This is a genomic window from Geobacillus thermodenitrificans subsp. thermodenitrificans DSM 465, assembly GCF_000496575.1.
Classification (GTDB): Bacteria; Bacillota; Bacilli; order Bacillales; family Anoxybacillaceae; genus Geobacillus; species Geobacillus thermodenitrificans.
In genome coordinates this window covers 37,485-56,747 of the sequence record NZ_AYKT01000018.1, presented here as the reverse complement: position 1 = coordinate 56,747, position 19,263 = coordinate 37,485, and the positions used below count along the sequence as shown (strand labels likewise).

The window sequence follows — 19,263 nt, the reverse complement described above, 5'->3', positions numbered from 1 at the left end:
AGGCGAAACGTCTTTCTTCCTTAATTATTACATATCTTCTATTACATATCTTCGTTGACGATGATCGATTTTCCTCGTAGTTTCATGACCATTGGCACAGCGATCCATAAAAAGGCAATGATCAATAAAACAAGAGAAATCGGCTTTTCAACGAAAACGAGGTAATCCCCGTTCGATGCTGTCAAGGCCCGGCGCATATTGTTTTCGATCATCGGCCCGAGTACTAGTCCTAAAACGAGCGGCGCGAGCGGATAGTCATGTTGAGCGAGCCAATAGCCAAGCAGACCAAACGCCAGCAGCAGGAACACATCAAACGTCGTCACTTGCACCGCATACACGCCGAACACGGAAATGGCAATAATCAGCGGCAGCAAATATTTCGTCGGCGTCTGGATAATTTTCGCGAACACTTTGACGAGCGGCATGTTGAGGATTAACAACATTACATTGCCGATAAACATACTGGCAATCAACCCCCAGGCCACTTCAGGATGCTCGTCAAACAAAAGCGGGCCGGGTTGGACGTTGTACATAATAAGCGCGCCCATGAGGATCGCTGTCGTCCCCGATCCTGGGATACCGAGCGTCAAAAGCGGAATCATTGCCCCCCCGGATGCACCATTGTTCGCTGACTCCGGAGCCGCCACTCCTGCGATTGCTCCTTTACCAAAATTCTCTGGATGTTTACTCACTTTCTTTTCAAGAATGTAGGAGAAAAAGGAAGCTAGTGTTGCTCCGGCTCCTGGCAGCACACCGGTGAAAAACCCAAGCAGCGACCCGCGAGCGATCGGCCCCGCACTTTCTCTCAAGTCCGATTTGGTCGGCAAGATACGCCCGATTTTGGCAATTTCCCCGTCGTTCTTCTCATTATGGAGAATGGACTTGAACACCTCTCCTAATGCAAATAGACCAACTGCTACTGTTAAAAACTCCAAGCCTCCATATAAATAGGAAATGTCATACGTAAAACGTGCCACGCCGGAAACGTTGTCAAGTCCAATCGTAGAAAGTAACAAACCGCACACGGTCATGATCCACGCTTTTGTCATCGATTTGCCGGCCAGTCCGCTCACCGCCGCCAACCCAAGCATCATCAGCGAAAAATATTCCGCCGGACCAAACTTCAACGCAACATTCGATAACGGCTCAGCTAATAATACAAGGCCGATTAGCGCAACGATTCCGGCGACAAAAGAGCCGATCGCAGCAATGGCGAGCGCCACCCCCGCTCTTCCTTGGCGGGCCATCTGATAGCCATCAAGCGTCGTAACGACCGACGAAGACTCCCCGGGTGTATTAAGCAAAATCGATGTCGTCGAGCCACCATACATCGCGCCGTAATACACACCGGCCAGCAAAATGATTGAACTTGCTGCCGCCTGTTCCGGGCTAAGACCAGACGTCATCGACGCTGTTACAGGAATGAGCAGCGCCACCCCGCTTATTGGACCGATCCCAGGCAGCACACCGACCGTCGTGCCGATCAGCACTCCAATAAAAGCAAACAGCAAGTTATGCGGCTGCAACGCCGTCTGAAATCCATCGAGTAAAAACGATAGTGTGCTCATGCTGCCCCTCCTTTCATTGGAACCACACCGGCCAACTTGGCAATGTTCCTTGCAACAGTTTGACATAAAGGCCGTAGACACCTAGCGAAAAACCAGCCGCAACAACAACCGACTTCCATAATGTTCCTTTCGCCATCGTTTGAAATCCGACCACGAGGAAAAGAAAAGTCATAATCACGTAACCAATGGTTTCCATCAAAGCTGCGTACAAGATGGCGGCGACCAAAATGATGAGAAACTTTTTATATTGTCGTGGCGGTTTCTCATCTGCCGCCTCCGCATAGCGCCGTGTTTCAAACAACAGTTTGACACTTAATAACACAAGAATGAGTCCAAGCAAAAATGGAAACACGTTCGGTCCCACCACACTACCATAAGCGCTTTTCGATAGGCGCAAGCTTTCCACCATAAACAAGGCGCCAATCGCTAAGAATGCCACGGCCGCGATCCGGTCAGCTGTTTTATTCATCCCTTCACCTCCGGCTTTTTTGCGAAAAAGGGGAAGGATCTTCTTCCCCCTTTGTTTACTTGTACATGCCAAGCGACTTCAGAAGGTCCCCGACTTGTTGCTCTTGCTCTTGCAAAAACTTCGTAAACTCATCCGAATTGCGATACTCTGCTTCCCAACCTTGTTTTTGCAGCTCTTCCTTCCATTTCTCGTGCTCAGACAACTTTTTCAATGTCTCTTCCCAAAACGCTTTCGCTTCTCGAGACATGTCTTTTGGTCCAAAAATCCCACGCCAAATTGTAAATTCCGCATCAATGTCAAGCTCTTTCATCGTCGGCACATCTTTGAGTACACCGTCAAGGCGCTCTGGAGCCGAAACCGCCAACACCCGCACTTTTCCGGCTTTCAAATACTCACCGACCGAAGACGCATCGGTTGCGATCACATCAGCATTGCCGCCAAGCAACGCAGCCATCGCCTCGCCACCACCATCGTACGAAACATATTTGATCGATTTCGGATCAATGCCAGCTTTATAGATTGGCAGAATGGCGACTAAATGATCCATCGAGCCCGGTGCTGATCCTCCAGCTACAGTGACCGATTTCGGATCTTGTTTAATCGCGTCGAGCAATTGGGTCAATGTTTGAAACTTTGAATCGGCCTTAACTACAATGGCTCCGAAATCTTTCGTCAATTGAGCAAGCGGCGTCGTGTCTTTGTAGCCAAACGGGCTGTTTCCTTCTTTTTTCAAATTGTTAATAATAATGGGTGGTGAGTTGACAAATAATTTATAATCGTTTTTTGCTTCTTGGGTAGCGTATTCGGCCATAAAGACCGCCCCGCCACCGCCCGGTTTGTTTTCAACGATCATCGTCTGTTTAACAAGACCTGACTCATCGAGCACTTTCGTGATTGCGCGAGCCGTTAAATCCCAACCGCCGCCCGCTCCAGACGGAGCAACAATAGTAATTGGCTTCGGCGGGTAATTCGTAGCAGACGAGTTGGACGGTTTGGACCCTGCCGATTCATTTCCTCCACATGCCGCCAGTGCTAGCGTCATCATTGCAGCCGCTAGTAAACCCCTCCATCTTGTTTTTTTCATCCTCCCTTGCCCCCTTGCTTTTGATAACGTTTTCAAATATAACATTATCACGCTACTATATGAAGTGTGAAGTTTTTGAAAATAAAATGAATTTTGTTCATTTTGTTCATGACAACGTAAACTCAAAAAAGAGGATTTGTAAGGACTTACTCCCCCGTCTTACTTTATCTCACGGAGCTTCGATGACAGAATGAACAAGAGAAATAGGAACATTGGTGAAGGGGAAGCCTTTCTTAAGATTCTGCATAAAAACAGAAACTATAGTGAAAACGAAGATTCGTTTTGATCGATAGCATTGTAACGGAAAAGACGATAATCGGCATGTTCATATTCACAAAAAAAATGCCGCCAGCCGTGAAGGCTAGCGGTAAAACGAGACGAACCCCTTATCTTTATTGCTCTTTTTGCATCTTCTTATATTCTTCCTTCACCGCCACGACGAGCGGATGGCTATTGTCAAGCCCTGCATATTGGACGAGCGCTCCTTCGACACCGCTCTGTTCGATCGTTTGCTGGAGAGCAGTTGCTTCGGCATCGCCGGTCTCATCAAACAACAGCAGCGCAGCAATGCCTTTGACAAGTCCGGACGGCACACGTTCGAATAAAGTGTAATATTGCACAGCCGGTGCGACAAGCCGATCGTTCGGCCCGAGCTTGCGGATTGGTGAACGGGCGACGCGGACGATGTCATCGGAAAGGGACGGATTGGTGAAACGTCCGATCGTCGTTTCAATATACGAACGGTGCTCTTGTTCATCCCAGCCGTGCTTTTTCACTAAGACGGCTCCTGACTCGCGGAGCGCCTGCTCGACACTCTCCCGGATGCCGCTATCCTTCATCGCTTCCTGAACCGTTCGGTATTGTTTTTGATAACCTAAATAGGCAGCCAACGCATGGCCGGTATTAACTGTAAACAATTTGCGCTCGATATACGGTCCTAGGTCAGCGACAAAATGTGCCCCTTGAATCGGGGGAACGGCGCCGATAGTGTTTTTCATCTCAATCGCCCATTCGAAAAACGGCTCAACCGTGACGGCGAGTGGATCGTCATTCGTCTGATTCGGCACGATGCGGTCGACCGCGCAGTTAAGGAACCCGACACATTCTTCCACCAGCTGCCGTCCGGCTTCGGAAAGATGGGTAACGACATGCTGTTTCAGCGTTTCCGTGCCGCCGATCATATTTTCGCATGCAATGACGTGAAGCGGCTTCTGATGAACCGTGAATCGTCGCTCCAATCCGGCGGCGATGACGGGCGCAATGACCGGCAAAATGTGCGGGCCGACCGCAGTCGTCACCAAATCAGCGGACGCGATCGCCTCAATGACATCATCCTGTTCGGTTTGACTGTTGAGTGCGGAAACACCGCGCACCCATTGTTCTTCCTGCCGCTCGCCGGCAATAATAACGCGATACTCTCCCCGCTCCTTCAGCAGGCGGACAATTTGTTCGTTGACATCGACAAACACGACATCATATCCCGACGCTGCAAGCAGGCTGCCGATAAAACCGCGGCCAATATTGCCTGCGCCGAAGTGAACGGCCCGCATCAGCCGTTCACCTCATTAAGCAGCGTAAGAATTTCCTCCGCTGTTTTGGCGTTCGCCATAGCCGCAACATTGTCCGCTTCCGCGCAGACGAGCGCGAGTTTCGAAAGAATGTCTAAATGTTCTCCGTCTTTTCCGGCGATGCCGATGACAATCGTTGCTTGGTTGCCCCCGCCAAAGTCGACGCCTCCTGGAACTTGCACGATCGAAATGCCGGACTGCTTAACGAGCGATTTCGCTTCTTCCGTTCCGTGCGGGATAGCGACATTGTTGCCGATATACGTAGTCGTCAACTGTTCGCGCTCAAGCATTGCATCAATATACGATGGATCCACATACCCTTGCTTGACGAGCACTTCGCCAGCTAGGCGAATAGCTTCTTCTTTCGTTTTTGGTTGAGCATTTAGCACAATGTTTTCTTTCTTTAAAATTGAATAAGCCAACATGACCTTCACTCCTTCGTTGTTGTCCAATAATGATCGAAAAATTGTTCTAAATGGCTGCTAACGAGCGAATATACCTCGTTTTCGCCGCCACGAGCCAACGTGGCCGTGCTTTGTTCGTCCTTGACGAGCAAAGTGCTCACTTGGCTCAATACGGAAAGCATCTCTTCATCCGCATCGGCAGGGCCAAGAAGCAGTACAACCGTGTTTACTTCCATCGGCTCCCCGTCCATGCCTGCCACCGTTTGTGGTTCATCAAGCCGGTACATCGTCAGCGATGGACGAAGGACAGAGAAACTGCGGGCGTGGTAAAGCGCCAGCTTCGTGCCGGGAACGCCGAGCCCGCCTAGCGACTCGCGGCGCTCCAGCTCCTCGATGACGACTTTGGCATCGACAAGAACCCCGTTTCGCTCGAGGCGACGGCACGCGTTCATCAATAATTCATGGATCGAACGACAAGTGACCATCTCAAGGAGAAAACCGTCCAAAAGATGGATGATCGTCTCACTGATGCGTCGAACGGCTTTCATCGTGGCGAGCATCGACCGATTTCGACGTGCAATGGACTCGTTTTCCCTCCGCTTTTCCACAGCTGTTTTCCGTTCCAACCGCTGGCGGATCGCCCGCGCTTCCTCTTCGGTGAGCATTGGACTGACGATGACATGCGGCCCGTACTCTTCCGGAAGCGGCACGGTCGAAATGACGAGGTCGTACGCCCGCAAATCTTTCTTTTTCAATTCAAAGACAGACGCCTGCTCCATGACAGTGATATCCGGAATCGCTCTTTTCAGCCTTGTCGCTAAAATTTTCGCCGTTCCGAGCCCGCTCGAACAAATAACGAGCGCCCGCCAACCTTTTTTCTCCCGCATGAGCGCAGCCGCAAAATGGAGCACCAAGTAACCGATCTCCTCCTCCGGCACCGGAATGTAGCCAAACAGCTGCTTCGTTCCATTGGCGACAACCGCAAACAGCTCCGGATAGTCTTTCCTAATTTGATCCAGGAGCGGATTGGCGACCCCCATCCCGTGCTCTAAACGGTACAACGCCGGTTTTAAGTGAACGACGAGATCTTCGTATAGCGTGCGGTCGGTGGACAGATCGACTCCAAGCTCACGGCTGACGAAACGAATGAGCTGTTGCGCTTTCATGCCGACAACCAAACTCGGCTCCTCCATCATCATTCCTTGACGGCTGCGCCATTTCGCTCCCATTAAATGCATCGTCATATAGCCGATTTCTTCTTTTGGAATGTTAATGCCAAAAGCTCTTTCCAACGATTCAGCGAGCATTTCGGCGATCGCAAATTCTTTCGCTGCCTGGAGCGTCCGCAAATCGTGCGGGTCGAAATGAATCGCTTCCCCCCGCTTGATGCGCTCGATGGCGAGCGCCAAATGGACGACGAAGGCGATGTACGAACTGTCCGCCATCGTAAATGGGAGCTTTTCTTTTACTTGCTCGATTTGTTTCTCAATGATGGCAAGCTTTTTTCGATCCACAAGCCCGAGCAGCTTTTCCGCCACCGTATCAAGCGGATCATCTGACCGCTTCTGAATCGTCTCTTTCATCAGCTCCAAAAACTCGTGTTCATTGACATGGCGGAATAGCAGTTCGCTAATGAGACGCCGTTTCGCTGATTCGGAACCGGCAAGCTCCACCCCGTACCCGCGCTTGCGAATGAGCGAAAGCCCGTACGCTTCAACCGTTTGTTCCAATTTGTCCAAATCCAAACTGACAGTGGCAACCGTGACGTTCAAGTCGTTCGCCAGTGAGACGAGTTTCACTGGCTCACCGGCTTCTAACAAGGCGATTAAAATCATCAACTGCCGTTCTTCCGGCGTATATTCACGGTGAGAAAGATGAAGCAGCTCGGCAGCCAGCGCCTGCTTTTGTTTCTCTTCCCCAACGAGACGAATGCCGACCCCTGCTTTTTTCACCAGCTCAAGTCCGTAGTGCCGCAAAACGGATTCGAGGCCTTGCAAATCGCGGTGGATCGTGCGGGTGCTGACATTCAGCTCTTCGGCCAGCTCGCCGACTGTTATCTCTCGCCCTCCTACTAACAAACGCTCAAGCAGCTTTCGCTCCCGCGCCGATACGTACATCGCCGTTCACCTCCTATCTTGGGGCGTTACTGTTGACATTTTTAAAATGTTTGATTCTCTTCTCCTTCTTATTGTAAGGGCTTTTTTTCCGATTTTACAATGATTAGATGTTTTATTTTCGTCATTGTTATTGTTGACAGTTTTTAATTTCGCATACCTCGGCCGTTTTCGTCGTTTGAAAAGATGTCTGCCAGTCAAGCTGATGCGTGCAGGCCGAGACAAAGGATGCCGTTCGCGCAAGGTGTAAATAAAGACGCAGAGGTGCCATGATTCCCCTGCGTCTACTGCTATGTTATGCGTTTTGTTTTAACTGTTCGATCAACTCATCGTATTTCGGACTGTTCAAGAAGTTTTCGACCGATACGTGGTAAGCGTTTGGCAATTTTGCTTTCGCCCGGTCGGTTAAATTTTGATGGGTGATAACAATATCGGCGTCTGCCGGCAGTTGGTTGATCGCGGTGTTCGTTACTTCGATACTGAGTCCAGCCTTTTGCACTTTGTTTCGCAAAATCGATGCTCCCATCGCACTCGATCCCATTCCTGCGTCACACGCGAACACAATTTTTTTCACACGGTCAGGAACCGCTGAAGCGACGCCTGCCGAAGCAGCTTCATCTTTTTGTTGCAGAGTTGCAGCTACTTGGCTCTTTTTCCCTTTCAGCTGTTCCATTTTTTCCGCTGCTTTCGTCAAATCTTCATCCTCTTCGTTTTGTTTTGCTGTTTTTAAGCAAATCGAAGCTACGAGGAATGACACCGCTGTGGCGACAAACACGCCAGCAAGCACACTGAAGTAATTCCCTTTCGGTGTCATCGCCAGCAGGGCAAAAATGCTTCCTGGCGACGGCACGGCTACCAGTCCGGCGTGGAGAACCGTAAACGTGAACACTCCGCTCACTCCGCCGGCAATTACCGCTAACATTAAGATCGGGCGCATAAGAATGTACGGGAAGTAAATTTCATGAATCCCGCCTAGAAAGTGGATAATAGCCGCCCCCGGTGCCGATTGTTTTGCCATTCCTTTACCAAACAAGCAGTACGCCAGCAAAATCCCGAGTCCTGGACCAGGGTTGGTTTCCAACAAGAATAAAATCGATTTTCCAGTTTGTGCCGCTTGCTCGACGCCAAGTGGGCTTAAAATCCCATGGTTGATCGCGTTATTCAAGAACAGCACTTTCCCTGGCTCAATGAAAATGCTCGCCAGCGGCAACAAGTGCCAATCGATGATTTTTTCTACTCCAGAGGCTAATGTTTTGCTGATGGCGGTGACGACCGGACCGATTCCTTTAAAGGCGAGCAACGTCAACAGAGCGCCGATAATCCCGGCTGAGAAGTTGTTAACAAGCATCTCAAACCCTTGCTTCACTTTTCCTTGGAAGAGGGCATCCACTTTTTTCATCACATAGCCGCCAAGCGGACCCATGATCATTGCACCTAAAAACATCGGAATTTCCGAGCCGACGATCACCCCCATCGTCGCCGTTGCCCCGACGACGCCACCACGGACGTCATAAATCATTTTGCCGCCTGTATATCCAATTAATAGTGGCAGCAAATACGTAATCATTGGCCCGACGAGCTTGGCAAACGTCTCATTTGGCCACCAGCCAGTCGGGATAAATAACGCCGTAATTAACCCCCAAGCGATAAAGGCTCCGATATTCGGCATAATCATGCCGCTCAAATAACTGCCAAACCGTTGAATCTTCACACGGAAGCCTGTTTCATTTCCGGTTGTATGCGTCATGAAGATGTTCCTCCTTTTTTGCTTGACTGTACTTCTATATTACAAACGCTTACAACCGACCTTCAATGATAAGTAAATGTGATTTTGTCAAGGGGACTATTGACATGTTTTAAAAAAGAAAAACACCTAGCTTAGTAGGCGAGACGACAGCGCTTCTTCGACTAACTACAAAACCTCCTAGCAAAGATGCTTAGCGAAAAAATCCATTTTTAAGCAAAGTGCCTAACAGCGACTTCACTCCTATTATTTTCCTGGGAATCAAAACCTAATTGTACCGCTTGGCCGTAAGGAAAATCATTTAGATAACATTCTAGCCACCTGCTCATCAATGACCACTCGGTATCAAACGCTTTTTCTCCAATCATCATCTTGATCTCTCGTGTAGTTTTCCGTAATAAACTTTGGACAAGATCACGACTTTTACACAATATAGCAGGCTTCCTCATTGCCCCATCTTTTGTGCTCTTCTTTTCCATAACGGCGCGTGGAATGTTCATGAACCATTTCGTTGTGAACTTTTGTTCACCAAACTCGTCGGATCTACCCAACAAAGCGTGATGGGATAAGTGTTGGAGGCGGTTGAAAACTCTCAAGTGATTGAGGACATGTTGTTGTCAACCTTGACTCGCTCGATATTCTCTACACCACAAAACGGAAAAACAACTTCAAAGAAGCAACCCTAACAAAAAGTCGTCTGTCCTCAGTGAAAGACCCAATATAGAATAACGAATCCATTAGATGCTTAGCAGTGAAAGGGGGTGTCTCTTTGCTTTTGAGACACCCCCCTTTACCATTAATGTCTCGCCGTCACCATTTTCTTTCTCGTGTAAAATTCAACGCCGTCGCGGCCATTGGCGTGGAGGTCGCCGTAAAACGAGTTTTTGTAGCCGGAGAACGGGAAAAACGCCATCGGTGCCGGGACGGCGACGTTGACACCAAGCATGCCGGCGTCGATTTCTTCGCGGAACTGGCGGATCGCTTTGGCACTATCCGTGTAAATGCAGGCGCCGTTGGCGAATTCCGACCGGTTGGCGATTTCAATCGCTTCATCCAAATCGCGGGCGCGGACAACCGACAAAACCGGGGCGAAAATTTCATCGGTCCAAATCGTCATGCCCGGCTTGACATGGTCGAAAATCGTCGGGCCGACAAAATACCCTTTCCCGCTTGTCGCAGCGTTGCGGCGGCCATCGCGGACGAGCAGCGCTCCTTCTCTTTCACCGATTTCAATGTATTTGATCGTTCGTTCTTTATGCGACTCACGGATAACCGGGCCTAAGAAGACGCCTTGGTCAAGCCCGTTGCCAATTTGAATACGATCGGCAGCCTGTTTGAGCCGCTCCACCAACTCGTCAGCGATATCACCGACGGCAACAACGACTGAGCACGCCATGCACCGCTCACCCGCTGAACCAAAAGCGGCGTTGATGATGTTCGTTACCGCCATATCGAGGTCGGCATCAGGCATGACGATCGAATGGTTTTTCGCGCCGGCAAGCGCCTGCACCCGCTTGCCATGGGCGGCAGCTGTTTTGTATACATACTCTGCGACCGGTTGTGAGCCGACAAACGAGACGGCTTTAATGTCTTTATGTTCTAAAATGCCGTTCACGACCTCGTGCGCCCCATGGACAATATTCAGCACCCCTGCAGGCAAACCGGCTTCGGTGAACAGCTCAGCCAGGCGATTGGCAAGTAGCGGCGTCCGTTCAGACGGTTTTAACACAAACGTGTTGCCGCAAGCGATGGCAAGTGGGAACATCCAGCACGGCACCATCATCGGGAAGTTAAACGGCGTAATGCCGGCGACGACACCAAGCGGATAGCGGTACATGCCCGATTCGATGCCGGTCGCGATGTCGGGCAACTGCTGGCCCATCATGAGCGTCGGAATCCCAGCCGCAAACTCGACACATTCAATGCCGCGCTGCACTTCGCCGTACGCGTCCTCGTATACTTTGCCGTTTTCCAATGTCACGAGACGGGCAAGCTCTTCCCAATGCTCGACAAGCAGCTGCTGGTAGCGGAACAAAATGCGGGCACGGCGCGGAACCGGCACTTTGCGCCATTCACGGAACGCCTCTTTGGCGGCCGCGACCGCCGCATCAAGTTCCTCGAGCGAAGAGATCGGCACTTTCGCCAGCACTTCTCCTGTCGCCGGATTCGGCACAATTTCTTCTTTTCCAGATGTCGAAGCGACCCATTGACCACCAATAAAGTTTTTCAACGTCTTTGTTTCGGTTACAGAGCTCATCAATAAAACCACCTTTCTAGAAAATAGAGTATAAGAGAATAGCCAAGAACATACCGGCGAGCGGAATGACAACCGAAAGAACGAATATCGGTTTATACGTCCGCTCATGTGTTTCATGACAGACGGCGCGAATTGTCGTCACAATATACCCGTTATGCGGCAGCGAATCAAGCCCTCCGGAAGCAAGCGCCGCCACCCGATGCATGGCTCCGGGGTCAAGTCCTTTCGCCATATAGATCGGCGCTAAGATTGGCAAGGCAATACCGAGACCGCCGGAAGCCGACCCGGTCATGCCACAAATAATCGTGACAGCCAACCCCAATCCGAGCAGTTCCGGTCCGGGAATGTTCACGAGGACGTCAACCGCTTTTTGAAAGGCTGGCACATTTTTCGCGACCTCCCCGAAGCCGACGACGGCGCACGTATTAGCGGCAGCAACTAACGCATCTTGAGTGCCGGACGCCATGGACTCCCAAAATTTGCGAACGAATTTCGCGTTTAACACCCAACAAAGCACAATACCAAGGATAAGTGACGCGACCCCTGCTGAAGTCGAAGAAATGAATTTTGCCAAAATGTTTAATGAAACGATCACCACCACTAACGGAAGCATCGCGCACACAATGTTCGGCAGCGGACGGCCGGCACCTTGCTCGATCGAAGCGGCAACTTCACTCACTGCGCCGGAAATGTCATCAGTCCGATATGGCAAAGAAAATGTTTCACCGTTTTGTTTCGCTTTTTGGACAACACGCGTTAAATAGAGCGAACCAGTCACGGCAATCGTTGCACCGACAAAAAGGCCTACCCATCCCCCAGCTCCCGGCGTTGTATGGAAAAATTGCGTCGGAATGATGTTTTGAATCTCCGGCGAATACGGAGAGGTCATTGTGAACGAAACCGAACCGAATACCATGGCGGCCGGAATAAAACGATGCGGCGTATTCGACTGCCGGAACAGTGACACAGCGATCGGGTAAACGGAAAAGCCGACAACAAACAGGCTAACGCCGCCGTATGTCATAATGGCGCAGGCAGCAACGACCGCCAATACAGCATGTTTAGCACCAAACTTCTCTTTGACCCAATGAGCAATGGAGTCGGCAGATCCGGTGTCTTCCATCACCTTGCCAAAAATGGCCCCGGCTAAGAAGATAAGGAACCAACTGGCGAAATAGCTGGTAAAGCCCGTCATGTAGCTTTCCATCAAAGCTTTTTCCAAGTTTAAGCCGCCTGTCAGCGCGACAAGAATCGAACTGATCAGCGCGGCAATAATGATATTGATCCCTCTCATTGTCAAAAAGATCAACAACCCTAATGAGGCCAATAAACCAATCATCCCCAACATCTTCTTCCCCCTCGTTTGACCGTCTCTTCATTAACGACTGACCGTGTTCGTATCATACCGATAGTCGTAACAAATATGATACAGCGCGACAATTTCCTCATGAGTCGGCACTCTCGGGTTGTTGCTAGGGCTGCCGCTCGCAAGCGCGTCGGCCGCCATTTTATCGACCGCTTTGTCAAACGCCGTTTTGTCAATGCCCCATGTTTTCATATTCGGGATGTGCAAATCCCGGCAAAGCTGCTTCACTTCCTCAACGAGCGCATCGGCTGCTTCGGCGTCGGAAACGTCTTTAAGTTGTGGATTAATGAGCCGGGCAATTACCGCCAACCGTTCTATGGCGCTCTCTTTCGTAAATTCGAGTACTCCCGGCAAAAGCATCGCATTGGACACGCCGTGCGGCACGTGGAAGAGCGCGCCGATCGGCCGCGACATGCCGTGTACAAGCGTCACTGAGGCGTTGGAAAACGCCATGCCAGCCTTCATGGCGGCGATCGCCATTTTCTCTCGCGCTTCAATGTCTTGTCCGTTTTCATACGCCCGGCGCAAATGGCCGATGATCGCTTCAATGGCGGATAGCGCCAACACATCGGTCACCGGGTGAGCGCGACGGGAAATATATGCCTCGATCGAGTGGCAGAGCGCATCGACACCAGTCGCTGCGGTCACAGAAGGCGGACAGGAAACGGTAAGAAGCGGGTCAACGATGGCCACCGCCGGAAGGAGCGCCGGCTGGGAAATCATCATTTTGACATCCGTTTTCGTATCAATAATAACTGTCACTTTCGTCACTTCTGAACCGGTACCGGCCGTCGTCGGAATAGCAATGAGCGGCACTGGTTTTTTCGTGAACATCTTGGCGTTGCCAACGTAGTCACTGATCGTTCCCTCATTCGTCATCATCACCGCCACCGCCTTGGCGGCATCAATGCTGCTGCCGCCGCCGATGGCAACGATGACATCGCATTGTTCGCTCCGGCAGACATCAAGCGCTTCTTTCACATGAACATCCGTCGGTTCCGTGTCGACCCTTGTGTACGTGGCCAACGGCAGCCCCGCTTCCCGCAAATATTGCTCACAGCGCGCGACAAGACCGATGTTCTCCATCACCGGGTCACTGACAATGAGCGCTTTCGTTCCAAGTGCTTTCGCTTGACGGCCGACTTCGCGAAACGTATCGCGCCCATAAATGACCCGATTCGGCACTAATAACTCGTACATGATTTCCCCTCCTTTAAATTGACAGCGCTTTCAACACATTCTGTATGCAAACTTCGTGCCAAGCTATAGTAGATCCACAATTAAGAATTTTTCATCTTCTTAAAAGAACATCTCCCTACAACTTCCCGACAATCTCCCTACACTACCCGACATTTTTCCGACATTCCTTCACTCTCACCACAAAAAAACAACGGCGCCACTGCCGTTGTTGATCATCCCGAACCGAGAAACCTTCCTACTTAGAAAGTGGGGAATTTCATAGAAAAGGCGACTGAAAAATCCTATCCATCTTGATCTTCGTTATGCTTGAAGGCGGCTGTGCGAAGGGGGAGATGATGATTTTTCCCCGCCTTCTAGGCGCTTGTGTAGGTGAAGGGCGTTCAAAACCCGTATTTTTTCAGCTTCTCATATAAGGTGGATCGATGAATGCCAAGCCTCCTTGCCGCTTCCGCCTTATTGCCATTCGCCGCAACAAGAGCAGCGGCGATTCGTTCACGTTCGGATTGATAGACTATTTCTTTCCATCGGTCAGCGATATTCGCACCGCCATCCGGCATGGGTGTGACCGATGGGTGAATAGTTGACAAATAGGCAGGCAAATGTTCACGCTCAATGTTCTCCCCTTCCACCATACTAATCAACCACTCGACGACATTGACCAGCTCACGAATGTTGCCCGGCCATGAATAGTTGATCAACACCTCCATCGCCTCTTTCGCAAATGATTTCGATACAACGCCAAACTGCCGGCAAAGCCGTTCCATGTGATGAGCAAGCAGCGCCGGAATATCCGTTTTCCGCTCACGCAACGGCGGGAGATGGATGCGGATAATATTTAAGCGATAAAACAAATCTTCTCGAAACGTTCCGTCCCGCACCATCTTCTCGAGTGGCTTGTTCGTTGCGGCAATGATGCGCACATCCACCTCTGTCTCAGATAATCCGCCGACTTTCTCCACTTTCTTTTCCTCAAGCACGCGTAAAATTTTTGCCTGCATAGCAAGCGGCATATCACCGATTTCGTCTAGAAACAGCGTCCCTCCGTGGGCGAGCTGAAACTTGCCGGGCTTCCCCCCTTTTTTTGCACCGGTGAACGCCCCGTCCTCATAGCCGAACAGCTCCGCTTCCAAAAGGGCTTCCGGGATGGCCGCGCAATTCACACTGACAAACGGCCCGTCCGCATGCGCACCCGCCTCATGGATCGCCCGCGCGACCACTTCTTTCCCCGTTCCGCTTTCGCCGGTAATCAATACGGTCGATGGCACGCGCGCCGCCCGACGAATCATCTGCTTTACCGCAGCGATCGTCGGATGACGGCCAATGATGCGCTCAACTCCTACTGCAGCAGATGCAACCACCTCTTGTTTTGACGCTTCCGCCTCGTTTTTCTCCTTCCTGCTTGCCTCGCGCGACAGCTCTTGCAGACGTTGAAAAATGGCGTACACTTCCGATACCCCTTGAAAAATCAACATCCCGACTGCCCCGATTACTTTGCCGTCACGCCAAATCGGGATGCGGTGCACGACCATCGGTTGACCGTAAATTTTTTGAATATATCCGCGTTCCGGAATGCCGGATTGTACACAAATGTGCAAACGAGTATTTTCGATCACTTCCGTTACATGTTTCCCAATGGCGTCTTCCCGGCGAATGCCGAGAAACTGGCAGTACGCCCTGTTAATTTCCCGCACCATACCGTTTCCATCGACGACAACGACCCCTTCATACGCCGCATCTAACACCGTTTTCATCGTTTCAGCTAGACGGTGCGTCTCTTCCAACTCGCGCCGCAGCCGTTCAAGCTCGGCTGCCGCACCCGAATCACCTTCTCCGTCGGACGTTTCCATGCTGTCTTCTTTCGGCTCCGTCTTACCATCCATAGAAAACGCGGCCAATACATCTCCTATCAACGCCATACGGTCCATTTCCTTCGCTATCGCCCGCAGTAACATCCGCCACGTGCATCGTCCAACGCTCCGTCCATGTTCATCAACCACATCAACAGCCGCTATCCCGTGTTCTGAAAAGAGCTGGATGGCCTCTTGCACAGTTTGATGGCAGCCGAGGACTAGCGAGGTTCCATGACTGATCGCCATCGTCATCCCCCCTGACCATTGTCTCTTCCGATATCGTTCGCCATTGGAGACCAAAATCCTTTTTTCTTGGGAAGATGGATGGTGGTGGACGGCGAGGTGCCATACAAATCCGTAAGATTTCCTCAAGAATCGCTAGACGAGCGATTTTTTCATCCACCTAAAAAAACCATTATCCCCTGTCATTCACGAAGAAATGGAATCCAATGTTTGCAAGAGCCCCTCTATTTGACACCGCGTCTCCATGAAATGACTAAGCCCTCAAGACATCATAACCAACAATGCCCGCCTGAAGGCTGATAACAAGCGGACGTTTCGTCCATGAAAAAAGGAGACAGGCATCACGAGCTGTCTCCATTTCTGATTACGCCAAAATCCCCTCTATTCTCTCAATCATTTCTTCGCTAAGCACCACATCGACCGCCTTGACGTTTTCTTCCACTTGTTACGGACAGCTGGCGCCGATGAAGGCGCTGGTGATATTTGCGTATTGAATATATTGAGAAATAAATCTTCCTATACATATGATTCTTTCACTTTCAAGCGCACCTTTTCTTTCACACGAGGATTGACTAAATATCTTGGGTAACATCCTGATAGTACATCGGCAACATTCTGAGCTGTTTTTCGTTTTAATTCCATTTCGGATTCCTCAGAATACCAAGCAATATGGGGTGTAATCACCACATTCTCCATCTGAAGAAGAGGATTATCAGGGTGAATCGGCTCGTATTCGGTGACATCAAGTCCCGCACCGGAAATCTTCCCATCTTGCAAGGCGCGAATTAGAGATGACTCATCAATAACGGGACCGCGGGCTGTATTGACAATGATTAGTTCCTTTTTTGCTAGATGAAACTGTTCATCACTGATCATACCTTTTGTCTCTTTGGTTAAGGGGGCATGCACAGAAATGTAGTCCGATTGCCGGAATAAATCGTTGAGTTCCACTAAATGAACATTGAACTGCCTAGCCACTTTCGCAGGAATATATGGATCATAGGCGATGACATATAAGCCGAGAGATTGAGCCTTTTTCGCTAACGCTTGAGGAATTCTTCCAAACCCTACAAGACCGAGCGTTCTTCCCCTTAACCGGTAAATTGGTTTGCCGACATTGAAATTCCATACTCCACTTTTCACTTCGTCATTTAACTTAACAATTTTTCGGGCTAACGAAAGCAGCAATGCTAATGCATGATCTGATACTTCATCTACTGAATAGTCCGTTACATTGGCTACAATAATGCCCTTCTCAGTGGCGGCGTCCACATCGACAGTGTTGACACCGACTCCGTACCGAGAAATCACTTTACATTTCTCTAATTGGTCAATCACCTTTGCAGATATCGGAGCATATTGGTTGATAATAGCATCGGCATCCTTGCAAACGGCGATGACTTCTTCCTCTGTGTAACACTGAGCGGCTACGAAATCGACATTAAGCGGCGAAAGCACTTCCTGCTCGGGTTTCAATGTTTGAAATTCATAGTCTGTCACTACTACTTTGTACTTTTTCATTTTGTCCTCCCCTATTCCCTACAAAACGGTAGAAGTTAGAGGGCTGCTGTAGGCACTGTATCCCTACCACTCAGCAACTGAACCGTCAACATGGCGCCAAACTGGATTTTTCCAGGTGTGTCCAATCTCGTTCATTTCCCTTACATACTCTTCATGAATCTCGATTCCTAATCCAGGTCCTTGCGGGATTTTGACATATCCATTTTGATATTCAAAGACGGAAGGATCCACTAAATAATCAAGGAGATCATTTCCTTGGTTGTAGTGAATGCCAAGGCTTTGTTCTTGAATAAACGCGTTATAAGATACGGCATCGACCTGCAAAGAGGCTGCTAACGCAATCGGCCCCAACGGGCAGTGCGGTGCCAAAGCGACGTCGTAGGCCTCAGCCATCACGGCAATTTTTCTCACTTCAGTAATTCCGCCAGCATGGGAAAGGTCCGGCTGAATCATATCAACATAGCCCTCGGATAAAATCGTTTTAAAATCCCAACGGGAAAACATCCGTTCTCCGGTGGCAATGGGGATAGTGGTGTGCTTGGCGATCTCCTTTAATGCTTCATTATGTTCTGGCAATACAGGTTCTTCGATAAACAGCGGATGATACGGTTCAAGCTCTTTTGCCAAAATTTTTGCCATTGGTTTATGAACGCGTCCGTGAAAATCGATGCCAATCCCGAACTCTTTGCCCACCACTTGGCGCACTGCAGCCACCCTTTCAACCGTTTCGTCAATCTTTTTATAAGAATCAATATATTGAAGCTCCTCGGTCGCATTCATTTTCACCGCTGTAAATCCTGCTTCTTTCGCTTTTTTTGCCGCCTCGGCAACGTCGCTTGGGCGATCGCCGCCAATCCAGCTGTAAACCCGAATGGAATGGCGAACCGGGCCGCCGAGCAGTTGATGAACCGGGGCATTGAAGTATTTCCCTTTGATATCCCAAAGCGCTTGGTCAATCCCAGAGATGGCGCTCATTAAAACAGGGCCCCCACGGTAAAATCCCCCCCGGTAAAGGACGGTCCAATGATCCTCAATCGCTAATGGATCCTTTCCGATTAAATAATCGCCTAGCTCCTCTACTGCCGCTCGTACGGTATTGGCTCTCCCTTCAACAATCGGTTCACCCCATCCAGCAATTCCTTCATCCGTACTGATTTTTAGGAACAACCATCGAGGTGGGACAAGAAAAGTCTCGAACTTCGTAATCTTCACGTTCCTATTCCACCTCTCTTACGGCTGCGTTTCTAACCGTTTCGACAAATCTCTTTGCCGTTTCTGTAAGAAGGTTGAATCTCCCTTCCTCAATGACCCGTTTATCCAGTAAAGCACTGCCGACTCCTATGGCTGCGGCGCCGTTGCGGATAAACTCCGCTGCATTCTCCAACGTTACACCACCTGTCGGCATCAACGGAATATGCCCTAACGGTCCTCTTAACTCTTTAAAATATTGGGGACCTAAGGAGCCTGCCGGAAATACTTTCAAAAGATCAGCTCCCATCTGATAAGCCTTAACGATTTCAGTCGGCGTCATCACACCGGGAATGGAAATTTTTCCGTATCGGTTCGTTAAAGAGATCGTCTCTTGATCAAAAATAGGTGAAAAAATAAAGTCTGAACCGGCTTCGATGGCTCTCTTCGCGGTCTCGGCATCTAAGACTGTCCCTGCACCGATGGTCGCCTTTGCTCCGAACGCTTCCTTCAGCGCAGCAATCATCTCAAAACTGCCTGGCGTATCAACCGTCACTTCGAGTACCTCGACTCCTCCAGCGATAAGAGCCTCAGCAATCTGAAATATTTGCGACCGTTTCGGTTTTCGAATCACCGCCACCAATTTGACCGTTTTTAACCGGTTTAAATGGAAAATTTTATCCATTG

General features: G+C 50.0%; 14 protein-coding genes. All 14 read right to left on the bottom strand.

The window, feature by feature from the left end:
• Positions 1-41 precede the first annotated feature (41 nt).
• Positions 42-1,568 (bottom strand): tripartite tricarboxylate transporter permease, encoded by a 1,527-nt coding sequence (locus tag DSM465_RS0115300; RefSeq protein WP_008879991.1) that lies wholly within the window; start codon positions 1,566-1,568, stop codon positions 42-44.
• A 13-nt stretch (positions 1,569-1,581) separates the two neighbouring features.
• Complete coding sequence (locus DSM465_RS0115295; protein ID WP_011887554.1) at positions 1,582-2,037, bottom strand: tripartite tricarboxylate transporter TctB family protein; 456 nt, start codon at positions 2,035-2,037, stop codon at positions 1,582-1,584.
• A 55-nt stretch (positions 2,038-2,092) separates the two neighbouring features.
• The gene (locus DSM465_RS0115290; RefSeq protein WP_029761732.1) at positions 2,093-3,121 is read right to left on the bottom strand and encodes a tripartite tricarboxylate transporter substrate binding protein; all 1,029 of its coding nucleotides are present in this window, start codon (positions 3,119-3,121) and stop codon (positions 2,093-2,095) included.
• A gap of 392 nt (positions 3,122-3,513) precedes the next feature.
• Positions 3,514-4,671, bottom strand: coding sequence for a mannitol-1-phosphate 5-dehydrogenase (locus DSM465_RS0115285; protein WP_029761731.1), 1,158 nt, complete (start codon positions 4,669-4,671; stop codon positions 3,514-3,516).
• Entirely contained in the window at positions 4,671-5,114 is a 444-nt protein-coding gene (locus tag DSM465_RS0115280) for a PTS sugar transporter subunit IIA (RefSeq protein ID WP_008879987.1), read from the bottom strand. The genes DSM465_RS0115285 and DSM465_RS0115280 overlap by 1 nt, the downstream gene beginning before the upstream one ends.
• Positions 5,115-5,119: 5 nt before the next feature.
• A complete protein-coding gene (locus tag DSM465_RS0115275; protein ID WP_029761730.1) occupies positions 5,120-7,210 on the bottom strand; it encodes a BglG family transcription antiterminator in 2,091 nt (696 codons plus the stop codon).
• 292 nt (positions 7,211-7,502) lie between these two features.
• Positions 7,503-8,954 carry a PTS mannitol transporter subunit IICB gene (locus DSM465_RS0115270; protein WP_029761729.1) on the bottom strand — a complete coding sequence of 484 codons (1,452 nt, stop codon included), beginning with the start codon at positions 8,952-8,954 and terminating at the stop codon, positions 7,503-7,505.
• A gap of 793 nt (positions 8,955-9,747) precedes the next feature.
• Positions 9,748-11,208, bottom strand: a complete 1,461-nt coding sequence (locus DSM465_RS0115260) for a CoA-acylating methylmalonate-semialdehyde dehydrogenase (protein WP_029761727.1) — start codon at positions 11,206-11,208, stop codon at positions 9,748-9,750.
• Between the two features lie 16 nt (positions 11,209-11,224).
• Positions 11,225-12,556, bottom strand: a complete 1,332-nt coding sequence (locus DSM465_RS0115255) for a GntP family permease (protein WP_029761726.1) — start codon at positions 12,554-12,556, stop codon at positions 11,225-11,227.
• A gap of 30 nt (positions 12,557-12,586) precedes the next feature.
• Complete coding sequence (locus tag DSM465_RS0115250) at positions 12,587-13,774, bottom strand: iron-containing alcohol dehydrogenase (RefSeq protein ID WP_029761725.1); 1,188 nt, start codon at positions 13,772-13,774, stop codon at positions 12,587-12,589.
• Between the two features lie 380 nt (positions 13,775-14,154).
• On the bottom strand, positions 14,155-15,870 hold the full coding sequence (locus DSM465_RS0115245; protein WP_029761724.1) for a sigma-54-dependent Fis family transcriptional regulator: 1,716 nt from the start codon (positions 15,868-15,870) through the stop codon (positions 14,155-14,157).
• Positions 15,871-16,383: 513 nt separating this feature from the next.
• The gene (locus DSM465_RS0115240; protein ID WP_008879979.1) at positions 16,384-17,388 is read right to left on the bottom strand and encodes a C-terminal binding protein; all 1,005 of its coding nucleotides are present in this window, start codon (positions 17,386-17,388) and stop codon (positions 16,384-16,386) included.
• A gap of 63 nt (positions 17,389-17,451) precedes the next feature.
• Positions 17,452-18,600 (bottom strand): galactonate dehydratase, encoded by a 1,149-nt coding sequence (gene dgoD / locus DSM465_RS0115235; RefSeq protein ID WP_008879978.1) that lies wholly within the window; start codon positions 18,598-18,600, stop codon positions 17,452-17,454.
• Positions 18,601-18,604: 4 nt separating this feature from the next.
• Positions 18,605-19,261: a bifunctional 4-hydroxy-2-oxoglutarate aldolase/2-dehydro-3-deoxy-phosphogluconate aldolase gene (locus tag DSM465_RS0115230; RefSeq protein ID WP_029761723.1), complete on the bottom strand. Its 657-nt coding sequence runs from the start codon at positions 19,259-19,261 to the stop codon at positions 18,605-18,607.
• Between the last annotated feature and the right edge of the window lie 2 nt (positions 19,262-19,263).

Bases quoted from the DNA above. Each gene is read 5' to 3' on its own strand.
- DSM465_RS0115290 (WP_029761732.1), bottom strand. From the start codon at position 3,121: ATGAAAAAAACAAGATGGAGGGGTTTACTAGCGGCTGCAATGATGACG.
- DSM465_RS0115260 (WP_029761727.1), bottom strand. From the start codon at position 11,208: ATGAGCTCTGTAACCGAAACAAAGACGTTGAAAAACTTTATTGGTGGT.
- DSM465_RS0115295 (WP_011887554.1), bottom strand. From the start codon at position 2,037: ATGAATAAAACAGCTGACCGGATCGCGGCCGTGGCATTCTTAGCGATT.
- DSM465_RS0115250 (WP_029761725.1), bottom strand. From the start codon at position 13,774: ATGTACGAGTTATTAGTGCCGAATCGGGTCATTTATGGGCGCGATACG.
- DSM465_RS0115280 (WP_008879987.1), bottom strand. From the start codon at position 5,114: ATGTTGGCTTATTCAATTTTAAAGAAAGAAAACATTGTGCTAAATGCT.
- DSM465_RS0115275 (WP_029761730.1), bottom strand. From the start codon at position 7,210: ATGTACGTATCGGCGCGGGAGCGAAAGCTGCTTGAGCGTTTGTTAGTA.
- DSM465_RS0115300 (WP_008879991.1), bottom strand. From the start codon at position 1,568: ATGAGCACACTATCGTTTTTACTCGATGGATTTCAGACGGCGTTGCAG.
- DSM465_RS0115270 (WP_029761729.1), bottom strand. From the start codon at position 8,954: ATGACGCATACAACCGGAAATGAAACAGGCTTCCGTGTGAAGATTCAA.
- DSM465_RS0115245 (WP_029761724.1), bottom strand. From the start codon at position 15,870: ATGGCGATCAGTCATGGAACCTCGCTAGTCCTCGGCTGCCATCAAACT.
- DSM465_RS0115230 (WP_029761723.1), bottom strand. From the start codon at position 19,261: ATGGATAAAATTTTCCATTTAAACCGGTTAAAAACGGTCAAATTGGTG.
- DSM465_RS0115240 (WP_008879979.1), bottom strand. From the start codon at position 17,388: ATGAAAAAGTACAAAGTAGTAGTGACAGACTATGAATTTCAAACATTG.
- DSM465_RS0115255 (WP_029761726.1), bottom strand. From the start codon at position 12,556: ATGTTGGGGATGATTGGTTTATTGGCCTCATTAGGGTTGTTGATCTTT.
- DSM465_RS0115285 (WP_029761731.1), bottom strand. From the start codon at position 4,671: ATGCGGGCCGTTCACTTCGGCGCAGGCAATATTGGCCGCGGTTTTATC.